This is a genomic window from Actinomadura terrae (assembly GCF_022751215.1).
In the GTDB taxonomy this organism is placed as follows: Bacteria; Actinomycetota; Actinomycetes; order Streptosporangiales; family Streptosporangiaceae; genus Spirillospora; species Spirillospora terrae.
Window position 1 is genome coordinate 1,399,887 of the sequence record NZ_JAICDG010000002.1, and the last position, 13,369, is coordinate 1,413,255.

Here is a 13,369-nt window from a genome sequence, read left to right on the forward strand (position 1 = left end):
CGGGGGAGATCGACTCCGGAGGTGGTGGCGGATGAGCGCGCACTCGGGAGCGGCACCGGGGCACGACCGCGCGGGGGCGGCCCCCGCCGAGGACGAGGCGAACCTGTCAGCCGTCCACAAGGCGGTGATCGCGTCCGCGATGGGCAACTGCATCGAGTGGTTCGACTTCGGCGTGTTCAGCGCCGGGGTGATGACCTCGATCATCGGCACGGTGTTCTTCCCGTCCAGCGAGTCGGGCGCCACGCTGCGCTCGTTCGCGCTGATCGCGGCCGCGTTCATCGCCCGCCCGTTCGGCGGGATGTTCTTCGGCCCGCTGGGCGACCGCGTCGGCCGCAAGCGGGTGCTGGCCACCACGATCATTCTGATGTCCGGTTCGACGTTCGTGATCGGAATCCTGCCCGGATACGGCACGCTCGGCGCGGCTGCGCCGCTGCTGCTGCTCCTGGTCCGGCTGACGCAGGGGTTCTCGACCGGCGGGGAGTACGGCGGCGCCGCCACGATGATCGCCGAGTACGCGCCGACGAACCGGCGCGGGTTCTTCGGCAGCTTCCTCGAACTCGGCACGCTCGCCGGCTACATCATGGGCGCCGGGCTGGTGCTGCTGGTCGACCTCGCCCTCGGGGACGACCGCATGCACGACTGGGGCTGGCGGCTGCCGTTCCTGATCGCGCTGCCGCTCGGCCTCGTCGGGCTCTACGTCCGGACGCGGATCGAGGACACCCCGGCCTTCCAGCGGATGGAGGACGAGGGGGAGAAGGCCCGATCGCCCCTGAAGGAGACGCTGGAGGGCCACTGGCGGACGATCGTCACGCTCATCGGGATCGTGCTGCTGCTGAACGTCGCCGACTACACGCTGCTGACGTTCATGCCGTCCTACCTCGTCGACTTCCTCGACATGGACGACGTGACCGCGCAGCTGATCACGATCGGGGTCGAAGCCGTGATGATCGCGGTGATCGTGCCGCTCGGCGCGCTGTCGGACCGGATCGGCCGCAAGCCGCTGCTGACCACGGCCGCGATCGGCTTCGCGCTGCTGTCTTTCCCCGCGTTCGCGCTCATGCAGACCGGCCATCCGGCGGGCGTCGCGCTCGGTTACGCGATCATCGGCGGGCTGCTGGTGCTGATCCTCGCGGTGATCGGGGCGACGTTCCCGGCGATGTTCCCGACCAAGGTGCGCTACGGGGCGTTCGCGATCGGCTACAACGTCTCGACGTCGCTGTTCGGCGGGACCGCCGCGGTGCTGGTCGGCTCGCTGATCAAGGTGACCGGCACCAACTACATCCCGGCCTACTACCTGATCCTGGTCGCGCTCGTGGCGCTCGTCCCGATCAGGCTGATTCCGGAGACGGCGCGGGTGCCGATCGACCGGATCGGAACCCCCGAGGCGCCGGAGGCGGCCGGTTCCGGCGCGTGATGGTCCGGGTCGGACGCCGGTCTCCGGGTCCCCCTATAGACCTCCCCTAGGCCTCTGCGCTGCATGGATTCCGAGCGGTATCTCGCGCGGGTTGGACTTGTATGGCGCCGAGGCAAAGAAGAGGTACGGGGGATAGCACATTGCACTTCGCCGATTACCGTAGGTAGCGTCACCGATGGCAAGACGACGGGCCAAGCAGGCATGAATCCCCCGAATCCTCGGTGTTTTCGGCTCTGCCTTCCCTTTTGTCTTCCCGCAGGCGCATAACAGGCATACAGCGACGAATCGGTGGTGTGCACGTGACGGAACAGCCCCAGGCCTCGGACCAGCGGTTGAGCCTCGATACCTCGGCGGCACGGAACCTGGCGACCACGACCAAGTCCGTCCCGCAGATGCAGGGCATCACCTCCCGGTGGCTGCTGAAACTCCTGCCCTGGGTCCAGGCGTCCGGTGGTGCCTACCGGGTCAACCGGCGCCTCACCTACACGCTCGGTGACGGCCGCGTGACCTTCGTGACCACCGGCGCCGACGTCCGCGTGATCCCGCGCGAGCTGGGCGAGCTGCCACCGCTGCGCGGCTACGACGACGAGCCGGCGCTGGACGCCCTGGCGGGCCGCTTCACCCAGCACGAGTACGAGCCCGGCTCCGTCATCGTCGAGCAGGGGACCCCCGTCGACCAGGTCGTCCTGGTCGTGCACGGCAAGCTGAGCCGGGTCGGCGCGGGCGAGTACGGCACCGAGGCCGTGCACGGCACGCTCGCCGACGGCGACTTCTTCGGCGAGCAGGTCCTCGTCCCCGGCGACGAGCCCGGCGAGTGGGACTACACCGTCAAGGCCGTCACGTCCGCCACGGTGCTGACGCTGAGCCGGGCCTCCTTCCAGGAGGCGCTCGGCCAGACCGACACGCTCCAGGCGCACCTGGCCGAGTTCCGCTCCGGCCCGGAACGTGCCACCAACCCGCACGGCGAGGCGGCCATCGAGCTCGCCTCCGGACACGAGGGCGAGCCCGTCCTGCCCGGCACGTTCGTCGACTACGAGGGCTCCCCGCGCGAGTACGAGCTGAGCGTCGCGCAGACCGTGCTGCGCGTCCACAGCCGGGTCGCCGACCTCTACAACGAGCCGATGGACCAGATCGAGCAGCAGCTGCGGCTGACGATCGAGGCGCTGCGCGAGCGGCAGGAGAGCGAGCTGCTCAACAACCGCGACTTCGGGCTGCTGCACAACGCCGACCTGTCCCAGCGCATCCACACCCGCAGCGGGCCGCCCACCCCCGACGACATGGACGAGCTGCTCTCCCTCGTCTGGAAGGACCCGGCGTTCTTCCTCGCGCACCCGAAGGCGATCGCCGCGTTCGGCCGCGAGTGCAACGCCCGCGGCCTGTACCCCGAGAGCGTCGACATCGGCGGCAACAAGGTCCCGGCCTGGCGCGGGGTGCCGATCTTCCCGTCCAGCAAGATCCCGGTCAGCAAGACCAAGACCAGCTCGATCCTGCTGATGCGCACCGGCGAGGTGTCCCAGGGCGTGATCGGGCTGCACCAGACCGGGCTGCCCGACGAGTACCAGCCGGGCCTGTCGGTCCGCTTCATGGGCATCGACGAGAAGGCCCTCATCTCCTACCTGGTCAGCGCCTACTACTCGGCCGCCGTGCTGGTGCCGGACGCGCTCGGCATGCTGGAGTCGGTCGAGATCGCGCACGGCGGTGCGGCGTAGTGCAGCCGTTCCGGCTCCCCGAGTTCTACATCGCTCATCCGGCCCGGCTGAACCCGCACGTCGACCGGACCCGTGAGCACTCGCTCGGGTGGTCCTACGAGATGGGCATCCTCGGGCCCGACCCCAGCGGGCCCGAGGTCTGGGACGAGGCCGACTACGACGCCCACGACTACGCGCTGCTCACCGCCTACACGCACCCGGAGGCGCCCGGCCCCGTCCTGGACCTGGTGAACGACTGGTACGTCTGGGTGTTCTACTTCGACGACCACTTCCTGGAGAGGTACAAGCGGCCCCGCGACATCGCGGGCGCCCGGGAGTACCTCGCGCGGCTCCCCGCGTTCATGCCGGTGGACGTGGGAGCCGGGCCGAGTCCCGAGCCGACGAACCCGGTCGAGCGGGGCCTCGCCGACCTCTGGGACCGGACCGTTCCGCTCATGTCGCGGGAGTGGCGCGAGCGGTTCGCCGTGAGCACGCACAACCTCTTGCAGGAATCGCTCTGGGAACTGGAGAACATCACCGACGACCGCGTCCCCAACCCGATCGACTACATCCACATGCGCCGCAAGGTCGGCGGCGCGCCCTGGTCGGCCGACCTGGTCGAGGTGGCGATCGGCTCGGAGGTGCCGCCGGCGGTCGCGGGCACCCGTCCGCTGCGGGTGCTGAAGGACACCTTCGCCGACGCCGTCCACCTGCGCAACGACATCTTCTCCTACCAGCGCGAGACCGAGAGCGAGGGCGAGGTCAACAACGGCGTCCTGGTGATGGAGCGGTTCTTCGACACCGATCCGCAGCGCGCCGCCGACATCACCGGCGACCTGCTCACCTCGCGCATGCAGCAGTTCGAGAACACCGTGTTCACCGAGCTCCCGCCGCTGTTCGAGGAGCACGGGCTCGACCCGTCCGAGCGGCTCGACGTGCTGCGGTACGCGCGCGGCCTCCAGGACTGGCAGTCCGGCGGCCACGAGTGGCACCTGCGCTCCAGCCGCTACATGAACGAGGGCGCGGTGACCGGGCGCCGGTTCGCCCCGTCCGGCCTGCCCGACCTGGCCGGGCTGCTCGGCCTCGGCACCTCGGCGGTGCGGCTCCGGTCGCTGACCCGCCCGCCGGGCCCCGCCCCGGATCCCATGTTCGAGGTCCCGGCACTGACGGCGTCCGGGGAGCCGCTGCTCAACCCGCGCCTTCCGGCGCTGCGCGGGCACGCCTCCGAATGGGCGGCGCGGACGGGCCTCGTCGGTGACCTTCCCGCCGTGTGGACGGCCGAGGCGTTCGCCGCCGCCGACTACCCGATGTTCGCCGCGCTGACCCATCCCGCCGCGTCCGGCCCCGAACTGGAGCTGGTCAACGACTGGAACCTGTGGGTGTTCGCGTTCGACGACTTCTTCGTCGAACGGTTCAAGCGGCCCCGCGACCTCCTCGGCGCCAAGGCCTATGTGAGCCGCCTCCGGGAGTTCCTGGCCGGACGCGGCGCGAAGCCGTCCGACCCCGTCGAGCACGCCCTCGCCGACCTCTGGGCGCGCACCACGGCGGCCATGCCCGACGGCGTCCGGGCCGATTTCGCCGCCGGGATCGGACGGTTCCTGGAGGGCGCGCTCTGGGAACTGGCCGGGCTCGCCCAGAACCGCGTCCCCGACCCGGTCGACTACATCGAAATGCGCCGCGACACCAGCGGGACCGCGCTGACCACGAGCCTCGTGCGGTACGCGCTCGGCACCGGCATCCCGGCGGAGCTGCTGGCGTCCAAACAGGTGCGGGCCCTGCACGAGGCGTTCGGCGACATCGTCGGCCTCCGCAACGACCTGCTCTCCTACCGCAAGGAGATCGAGGTCGAGGGCGAGCTGAACAACGCCGTCGTCGCCGTGCAGCGGTTCCTCGACACCGGTTCCCGGCGCGCGGCGGAGATCGTCGCCGACCTGGTCAGGGCGCGCACCCGCCAGTTCGACCGGGTCGCCGAGATCGAGCTGCCCGCCCTCGCCGACCAGCAGGGCCTCGACGCCGCCGGACGCGCCGCCCTCACCGGTCATGTCGAGGGCCTGCGCCGCTGGCTGGCCGGCGACCTGCGCTGGTCCACCACGACCGGCCGCTACCGGCGCGCCGAACCCGTCCCGGTGCGGGCCGACCCGTCCCGCGTCCCCACGCCCCGGCTCACGATCGGCCCCACCGGGCTCGGCACCTCCGCCGCCCGGCCGAGGCCGCCCCGAGCGACAACAGGAGGTAGCCGCACATGACCGAACAGCAGTTGAGCCTGAGCACGTCGGCGGCGCGCAACCTCGCGACCACGACCAAGTCCGTCCCGCAGATGCGGGGCATCACCCCCCGGTGGCTGCTGTCGCTGCTGCCCTGGGTCCGCGCCGACGCGGGCACCTACCGCGTCAACCGCAGGCTCACCTACCAGCTCGGCGACGGCGTCGTGTCGTTCCTCAACGAGGGCGCCGACGTGCGGGTCGTCCCGCCCGAGCTGGCCGAGCTGCCGCCGCTGCGCGACCTCGGCGAGCCCGGGCTGCTGGAGGGCATCGCCGGACGGTTCGTCCAGCGCGAGTACCAGGCCGGCGACGCGATCGCCGCCGCGGGCGCCCCGCTCGACCAGGTGATCCTGATCGCCTACGGCAAGGTCGCGCAGACCGCCGCCGGGCAGTACGACACCGACGTCCACCTCGACATCCTCGACGGCGGCGACTTCTTCGGCGAACACGCGCTGGTCGAGGACGCGGCCGTGTGGGAGCACACCTACCGCGCGCTCACGCCCGTCACCGTCCTGGCGCTGTCGCGGGAGGCGATCGGCGAACTGACCGAACGCGACGACACGCTGCGCGCCCACCTGGCAGGGTTTCGCGACGCGCCCGTCCCGCCGCGCACCCGGCACGGCGAGGCGGAGATCGAGCTGGCGTCCGGGCACGACGGCGAGCCGCTCATCCCCGGCACGTTCGTCGACTACGAGGCCGCGCCCCGCGAGTACGAGCTGGCCGTCACACAGACGCTGCTGAACGTCCACACCCGCGTCACCGACCTCTACAACCAGCCGATGGACCAGCTCGAACAGCAGCTCCGGCTGATCATCGAGGGGGTCAAGGAGCGGCAGGAGTACGAGCTGCTCAACAACCGCGACTTCGGCCTGCTGCACAACTGCCATCCGCGCCAGCGCGTCCAGACCCGCGGCGGGCCGCCCACCCCCGACGACCTTGACGAACTGCTCGCCCGGCGCCGCAAGTCCCGGTTCTTCCTCGCGCACCCGAAGACGATCGCCGCGTTCGGCCGCGAGTGCACCCGGCGCGGCGTGTACTTCTCCGGCGTCGAACGGGACGGGCGCCGCGTCCCGGCCTGGCGCGGGGTGCCGATCTACCCGTCCGACAAGATCCCGGTCACCCCGTCCGGCACCAGCTCGATCCTGGTCGTGCGCACCGGGGAGGACGACCAGGGCGTCATCGGCCTGCACCGCACCGGCATCCCCGACGAGGTGCAGCCGGGCCTGTCGGTGCGCTTCACCGGCATCGACGAGCGGGCGATCGCGACCTACCTGGTCAGCGCCTACTACTCGGCCGCCGTGCTGGTGCCCGACGCGCTCGGCGTCCTGGAGAACGTCGAGATAGCCCGCTGACGAGCGAGGAGGGACGGACATGGCCGTCGCACGAACCAGCCACTTCACCCGGGACGAGGCCCACATGTCCGCCACGGAGATCCTCGCGTGGAGCCGCGGGCTGCTCGATCCCGCGCTGCGGCAGACCGTCGACGCCATGCCCGACTCGATGCGGGACATCGTCTCCTTCCACTTCGGCTGGCGGGACGAGCACGGCCGTCCCGACACCGGGGCGGGCGGCAAGGCGATCCGTCCGGCGCTGACGCTGCTGGCGGCCGAGGCGGCGGGCGCGGCGGCCGAGTCCGCGCTGCCCGCCGCCGTCGCGGTCGAACTCGCGCACAACTTCTCGCTGCTGCACGACGACGTGATGGACGGCGACCGCACCCGCCGCCACCGCCCCACCGCGTGGAGCGTGTTCGGCGTCAACGCCGCGATCCTCGCCGGCGACGCGCTGCTCGCCGCCGCGTTCGAGGCCCTCGCCGCCGGACCCGCCCCCGCCGCCGGGGTGCGGGTGCTGAGCCGCGCCGTCCTCGACCTGGTCGAGGGCCAGAGCGCCGACCTGGCGTTCGAGACCCGCGCGGACGTCACGCTCGACGAATGCCTGGAGATGGCGGCCCGTAAGACCGGCGCGCTGCTGGGCGGCGCCTGCGCGCTGGGCGCCGTGCAGGCCGCCGCGTCCCCCGCGGTCACGGCCCGGCTCCGCACGTTCGGCGAGCGCCTCGGCCTGGCCTTCCAGCTCGTGGACGACCTGCTCGGCATCTGGGGCGACCCGGCCGTCACCGGCAAATCCGCGCATTCCGACCTGCGCAGCCGGAAGAAGTCCCTCCCGATCGTCGCCGCCCTCACCTCCGGTACCCCCGCGGGCGCCGAACTGTCCGCCCTCTACCTGCACGACGACCCGCTGACCGACACCGCCGCCGCCCGCGCCGCGTCCCTGGTCGAGGACGCCGGAGGCCGCGCCTGGGCGACCGCCCGCGCCGACGAACTGCTGGCCGAGGCCCTGGCCGAGCTGGACGCCGCCGAAACCGTCCCCACCGCCGACGCCCAGCTGCGAACGCTCGCCCACCTGATCACCCACCGCGACCACTGACGCCCCCTACACTGCTGGGCGTGCCGCCCCTGGAACCCACCGACCCCCGGCGGCTCGGCGTCTACCACCTCACCGAGCGCCTGGGCGAGGGCGGCCAGGGCGTCGTCTACCTCGGCCGCACCGACGGCGGCCCGCAGGTCGCGGTCAAGCTGTTCCACGCGCAGCCGCCGGACGACCCCGACGACATGTTCGGCCGCGAGATGGAGGCCGCCAAACAGGTCGCGCGCTTCTGCACCGCCCAGGTCCTCGACTCCGGCACCATCGGAAGCCGCCGCTACATCGTCAGCGAGTACATCGACGGCCCACCGCTCAGCCGCGTCGTCGCCGAAGACGGCCCCCGCAGGGGCAGCGCCCTGGACCGCCTCGCGATCGCGACCGCCACCGCGCTCGTCGCCCTGCACGACGCGGGCGTCGTCCACCGCGACTTCAAGCCGCAGAACGTCCTGCTCGGCGCGGACGGCCCGCGCGTCATCGACTTCGGCATCTCCCGCGCACTCACCGGCGCCCAGACAATGGTGAGCCGCGCGGTGGGAACACCCGCCTACATGGCGCCGGAGCAACTCCAGCCAGGCGAACTGGGCCCGGCAGCCGACGTTTTCGCCTGGGCCTCCACAATGGTGTTCGCCGCCACCGGCCGCCCCCCATTCGGCAACGAGTCGATTCCGATCGTCTTCAACCGAATAGCCCACGAGCCCCCTCGCCTCGGGACCGTGGAGGAGCCCCTACGAAGCCTCCTCACGGCCTGCTTCGCGAAAGACCCGGCGTCCCGCCCGTCCGCCCACGAGATCCTGGACCGCCTGGTCCGCCCCACAGGCAGCACTCCTCGGCCGCCCGCACTCGCGCCGCCGGACGCGACAACAACCCCCCACGGTCCGCCACCTGGCAAACGGAGAAGGCCTCTCATCGCCGCCGGAGCGGCAGCGGCGATCGCCACAGCCGCAATCGTCCTCGTAGTAGCCCGCCTGGCATCTGGCGACTCCCCGGACAAGACCGCGAGCGTGGTAACGCCAAGCCCGAGCGCCACGGCCGCAGCACCGCGCCCATCCGAGTCCACACCAAGACGCACCGCGACACCCACACGCAGCACGAGATCACAGGCGCCGAGCCCCTCCGCAACCCCTTCCCCGTCCCAGAAACCCAAGCCCAAACTCATCCGCACAGTGCTGGGTCCGGGCCACTTCAGCGCCTACTGCGTGAAACTGGGCTGGGAATGGGTCGAATACCGCGAAACCCCGACCCCCGGCGCGTACTGCGTGAAGAACAAGGGCGCCACCATGCGTCTGACGCAACCCCAACTGGACGCGGGCTGCCGCTGGCGCTTCACCGACCCCCGCGCCCGCCACTACTTCAAGGGCAAATCCAACTACTGCTACACGACAAAACCGGCTCAGACCTCGTGATCCGATGCTGAGGTCGCCGCGCTTGCGGCCTGGAGACCGCGTGCGGATCGTTTCTCCCGCCTGCCCACCGAGTCGGGAAGAGGTCACCCGGGGCGTCGAACTGCTCACCTCCTGGGGCCTGAAGGTCGAACTGGGCGAGCACGTCTTCGACCGGTGGGGTTACATGGCCGGCTGCGACGAGGACCGCGTCTCCGATCTGAACGCGGCGTTCCGCGATCCGGGTGTCCGAGCCGTGATCGCCGCCCGGGGCGGCAAGGGCACCTATCGCATCGTCGACGGCCTCGACACCGGCGCCCTCGGACGCGCCCCGAAGCCCGTCGTCGGCTTCAGCGACATCACCCACCTCCACTTCGCCCTCTGGTCACGATGCCGCCTGGCCTCGCTCCACGGTCCCTTCGCCAAGCGCGACGACCCGTTCACCGGCCCCGCCTCCGCCGAATCCCTGCGCCGCGCGCTGATGACCACGGCCCCTGTCACCCTCCACCGCGACCCGTCCGAGGCCACCGCGGAAGTCACCGTGGACGGCGCGGCGACGGGCGTCCTGCTGGGCGGCAACCTCGACGCGATCCGCACGGAGATCGGAGCCGGACTGCCCAGCCTGCGAGGGGCGATCCTCTTCCTCGAACACCGGCGAGGGACCGGGCTGGGCGAGGTGGACCGCGCGCTGACCCAACTCATCCGCTCCCGGGCGCTCGATGGCCTGCGCGGGATCGCCCTCGGCCAGTTCCTCGGCTTCGACCGCGATACCCACGATCCAGAACTCGGTGGATGGGGCGTCCAGGACGTCCTGCGCGACCGGCTGACCGCCCTCGGCGTTCCGATCCTGGGCGGGCTCCCCGCCGGGCACGGCAACGCCCCCCCGACGATTCCCCTCGGCACCCAGGCGACGATCGACACAACCACAGGAACCCTGACCGCCCTCCCGGCGGTCGTCTAAAGCTCGTCCCTTTCCGCATCGCGCCTGGCGTTTCCGCCCAACGCGCCCTACGCGGTCAATCGTGAACCGCGTAGGGCGCGCCTTCATGCGCCGATGATTCGCCGACGATCAGCGGCGCGCGAAGGAATAGATGATGACGTCTTCGTTGGAGCTCTTGCGATTGACCGAGATGCCCTGGCCCGAGCAGTTGATTCGCGGAAAGACCGTGAGGTCCTTGTCGCTCCGGTTGTTGACGGAGGCGAAGCCCGCCTGCCCCGGGCCGACGGTGAAGCAGATGCCGCGATTGGCGGGAGCGTCGGTGTCGCAGGTCGGCGGCCGGTAGCCGCTCTGGCGGTAGAGACGCAGCTGCCCCCCGGTGCAGCGGAAGTGGACGACCGGCCCGCGAGCGTCGGAGCGGGCGGCCTGCCCGTGAGCGTCGAACTGAACGGCCGCCGAGGCCGCAGGCGCGGCGCCGGTGGCCAGAGCGGCCGCGCTGAGCACGGACACCAAAAGGTGTGACCTATTCATGATTCTCCCTTTCTGCCCCCGATCGAGGGCCCCCGACATGAACGCCTCCACCTTCGTTTCAGGGCCTTCGGGACGTCCACCCATTTGCGCCCTGACGCAACAGGGTGGACAAAAGCGCCATGATGGGAGAGTGAGGATTCCCCACTACGCTCCCGGCGGAGCGATACCCCCGCCACGCCTCGTCGCGGCCTGGCTCAAGACCGGTGTCCTGGACGGGGGGACGGCGCCGCTCTGGGCGGCCCACTGGATCGCCGACGGCCTGGACGGCGAGGCCCTCCGCATGCTGGCCGGCCTGGACGGCTCCGACACCCGCGAGGTCTACGACCTCCTCCCCGCCGCCCTCGACGACGTGCAGGCCCCCATACCGGACGACCTCAAAGCCGCCGTCCAAGTCGTCTACGACGACCTCGCCGCCCTCTACCTGGCCGCCAAGATCGACACCGGCCGCCTGCTCACCGAGGTCGAAGTACTGGTGCTCGGCTCCGACGTTGACGGCGCCTACCTGGAACCGCCCCTCGCCTCCGTCCACGCGCTCCATGACGAGTGGACCGGCGGGTGGGGCCGCCCAAGGAAAGAATTGAAGGCCCTAGTCCACCAAGCCTGCCTGAAACAAACCAATATGAGCGCACCTGATGGTCACTCAGCCTCAGGCAGGCCACCACTTACGGCTTGACGGAGTGACTCATAAAACGAGTCGACGGCAGGCTGGCCGGTGTAGTTCGGCCCGGCATGATCGTCGGCTCCGAGGTAACGGTAGGGGAATTGCACCTGCCTGTGTCCGTGGTAGGAGATTCGACGGCGGGCGGAATCATAGGTGAACCCCTGCGCGCGCAACTGGGCGGTCAACCGGCGTCCAGCGGGTGCGCCGTTCGCGCGGCGGATCGAGCGAACGTCGAAGTTGGCGAGGAAGAGCCCATCGCCGCTGAGCCATGACGCGGCGCGGCTCAGGGCGCCGAGCTTGTCGCCCACGTAGTGCAACCCGTGAACGCAAGTGATCAGATCGAAGCGACCATCGGGCTCCCACCCGGTCACCGAGCCGCTGATCAGTCGCAACGACGACGGGAGCGGCCCTCCGACGAAGTAGTCCACGAGATCAAGCCCGATGATCTCAACCTGTTCGGCCATGCCGCGCTCACCCAGCAGCATGGCCGCCTCGACCAGCGCCCGTCCGCTCCCGCAGCACAGATCCAACCACCGTACGGGCGTCGACGCCCCGGTGCGGGAGCCCAACTCGGCCATGATGTCGATGCCGAGTTCACGGCCATATCCGTTGGAGCCGCTGAGTGACCGTTCGCGGTTCATCGCGCAGTTCGCCACAACCGAAGAACCCGCCAGCGCGCCGTCATCAAGCAGCCGATTCACACCGCCATTATGCCCCGCCAGGAAGAAGGCGGAGATGACCGAGCCCCCTGATCAGAACGACCTGCGGCCTGTTGAAAAGCCTATGGCCATTCGTTGATCGCGACGATGTGTACAGCGGCCCGGTCAGCTCTGCGGCCCGGCCCGCCTCACCTGAGTCCGGGCTTGCCGACCACGCGCAGGGCGGTCTCGACCGTGCCCTTCTTGTACTTCAGAGAGGAATTACTGATCGTGTCCGGCCTGGGCGTCGACGGCGGCCCTCCGACGATCCACGCCGTCCGGCGGCACGTGCGCCGGCGGCAGCGCCGCGTCAGATGATCGTCATGCCCAGGTCAGAGGGCGGGGCGGGGAGGGCGGTCAGTAGGCGGAGGGAGGTCGCGGCGTCGGAGCCGGTGGGGGCGCTGTAGATCATCATGGTCATGTCGGGGTCGTCGGGGGCGCGCATGGCGACGTAGTCGAGGGCGAGTTCGCCGAGTCGCGGGTGGGCGAAGCGTTTGCGGCCGCGGGTCTTGCCGTGCACGCCGTGGTCGGCCCACAGGCGGCGGAAGTCGGCGCTGTGCAGGGACAACTCGCCGATCAGGGTGGCCAGTCGAGGGTCGTCGGGGTGGCGTCCGGCGTCGAAGCGGAGGTTGGCGACGGTGTCGCGGGCCTTGCTCTCCCAGTCGGGGTAGAGGGCGCGGGACGCGGCGTCGAGGAAGACCAGCCGGGCCATGTTCCGGTCGGTGGCGGGCAGGGCGGGGAAGTCGGCGACCAGGAGGCGGGCCGGTTCGTTCCAGGCCAGGACGTCCAGGCGGCGTCCGATGATGTAGGCCGGGACGGTGGTGAGGGCGTCCAGGGCCTGCCGCATCTCCGGGCCGACCCGCTGCGGGCGGTCGGGGCGGTCGCGGGCGCTGCCGGGCCTGGCCAGGTTGTGCAGGTGGGCGCGTTCGTCGGCGTCGAGGCCGAGCGCACCGGCGACGGCGTCCAGGAACTCGGCGGACACGTTCCGGGCGCGGCCCTGCTCCAGGCGGGTGTAGTAGTCCACGCTCACCCCGGCCAGCAGCGCGAGTTCCTCCCGGCGCAGGCCGGGCACCCGCCGCCGGCCCCCGAAGACGCCCGCACCGGCCTCGTCGGGACGCAGGCGGGCGCGCCGGGTCTTGAGGAACTCGCTGAGCTGCTGCGCACGATCCATGATCCCCAGTATCGGCGACGCCGCCCGACCGGCGGGCTCGATCGTGTGTTCGAGTAGGGTGGTTTGTCGTGCTGGTGAGAGGGGCGGGGGGCACCCGCGAACACGTGCCGTCGCTGTGTCCGCGAGGGCATCGGTTGGAGGCCGGACGGGTCATCGTCGGATGGTCGCCGTGCGTGTGCCCGCCCTGCTCCGGACGTGGCCGGGGGCTGCG

At 71.0% G+C, this 13,369-nt stretch carries 11 protein-coding genes; 8 read left to right on the top strand and 3 right to left on the bottom strand.

Annotated elements, in window-relative coordinates; all coding sequences use genetic code 11:
* Nucleotides 1–31: 31 nt before the first annotated feature.
* From K2F47_RS16465 to K2F47_RS16495, 7 genes are all read left to right on the top strand, one after another.
* Nucleotides 32–1,414 (top strand): MFS transporter, encoded by a 1,383-nt coding sequence (locus tag K2F47_RS16465; RefSeq protein ID WP_242903984.1) that lies wholly within the window; start codon nucleotides 32–34, stop codon nucleotides 1,412–1,414.
* 299 nt (nucleotides 1,415–1,713) lie between these two features.
* Entirely contained in the window at nucleotides 1,714–3,123 is a 1,410-nt protein-coding gene (locus K2F47_RS16470; protein ID WP_242903986.1) for a family 2B encapsulin nanocompartment shell protein, read from the top strand.
* Nucleotides 3,123–5,348: a terpene synthase family protein gene (locus tag K2F47_RS16475; protein WP_242903988.1), complete on the top strand. Its 2,226-nt coding sequence runs from the start codon at nucleotides 3,123–3,125 to the stop codon at nucleotides 5,346–5,348. The genes K2F47_RS16470 and K2F47_RS16475 overlap by 1 nt, the downstream gene beginning before the upstream one ends.
* Nucleotides 5,345–6,715, top strand: a complete 1,371-nt coding sequence (locus K2F47_RS16480; RefSeq protein ID WP_242903990.1) for a family 2B encapsulin nanocompartment shell protein — start codon at nucleotides 5,345–5,347, stop codon at nucleotides 6,713–6,715. Before K2F47_RS16475 ends, K2F47_RS16480 begins: the two co-directional genes overlap by 4 nt.
* Before the next feature lie 19 nt (nucleotides 6,716–6,734).
* On the top strand, nucleotides 6,735–7,784 hold the full coding sequence (locus K2F47_RS16485) for a family 2 encapsulin nanocompartment cargo protein polyprenyl transferase (RefSeq protein WP_242903992.1): 1,050 nt from the start codon (nucleotides 6,735–6,737) through the stop codon (nucleotides 7,782–7,784).
* Between the two features lie 20 nt (nucleotides 7,785–7,804).
* A complete protein-coding gene (locus K2F47_RS16490) occupies nucleotides 7,805–9,184 on the top strand; it encodes a serine/threonine-protein kinase (protein ID WP_242903994.1) in 1,380 nt (459 codons plus the stop codon).
* A gap of 40 nt (nucleotides 9,185–9,224) precedes the next feature.
* Complete coding sequence (locus K2F47_RS16495) at nucleotides 9,225–10,121, top strand: S66 peptidase family protein (protein WP_242903996.1); 897 nt, start codon at nucleotides 9,225–9,227, stop codon at nucleotides 10,119–10,121.
* Between the two features lie 108 nt (nucleotides 10,122–10,229).
* On the opposite strand, the gene K2F47_RS16500 is transcribed toward K2F47_RS16495, so the two are convergent.
* Nucleotides 10,230–10,607, bottom strand: coding sequence for a hypothetical protein (locus K2F47_RS16500; RefSeq protein WP_242903998.1), 378 nt, complete (start codon nucleotides 10,605–10,607; stop codon nucleotides 10,230–10,232).
* 151 nt (nucleotides 10,608–10,758) lie between these two features.
* Here K2F47_RS16500 and K2F47_RS16505 point away from each other — a divergent pair, with 151 nt between their 5' ends.
* A complete protein-coding gene (locus K2F47_RS16505) occupies nucleotides 10,759–11,301 on the top strand; it encodes a hypothetical protein (protein WP_242904000.1) in 543 nt (180 codons plus the stop codon).
* Here the strand turns inward: K2F47_RS16505 and K2F47_RS16510 are convergent.
* Nucleotides 11,265–11,990: a class I SAM-dependent methyltransferase gene (locus K2F47_RS16510; RefSeq protein WP_242904002.1), complete on the bottom strand. Its 726-nt coding sequence runs from the start codon at nucleotides 11,988–11,990 to the stop codon at nucleotides 11,265–11,267. The two genes, K2F47_RS16505 and K2F47_RS16510, sit on opposite strands and share 37 nt — an antisense overlap.
* A 307-nt stretch (nucleotides 11,991–12,297) precedes the next feature.
* On the bottom strand, nucleotides 12,298–13,158 hold the full coding sequence (locus K2F47_RS16515; protein ID WP_242904004.1) for a helix-turn-helix domain-containing protein: 861 nt from the start codon (nucleotides 13,156–13,158) through the stop codon (nucleotides 12,298–12,300).
* Between the last annotated feature and the right edge of the window lie 211 nt (nucleotides 13,159–13,369).

Excerpts from the sequence above, each read along its gene's own strand:
- K2F47_RS16480 (WP_242903990.1), top strand. The coding sequence starts at position 5,345 with ATGACCGAACAGCAGTTGAGCCTGAGCACGTCGGCGGCGCGCAACCTC.
- K2F47_RS16485 (WP_242903992.1), top strand. The coding sequence starts at position 6,735 with ATGGCCGTCGCACGAACCAGCCACTTCACCCGGGACGAGGCCCACATG.
- K2F47_RS16465 (WP_242903984.1), top strand. The coding sequence starts at position 32 with ATGAGCGCGCACTCGGGAGCGGCACCGGGGCACGACCGCGCGGGGGCG.
- K2F47_RS16515 (WP_242904004.1), bottom strand. The coding sequence starts at position 13,158 with ATGGATCGTGCGCAGCAGCTCAGCGAGTTCCTCAAGACCCGGCGCGCC.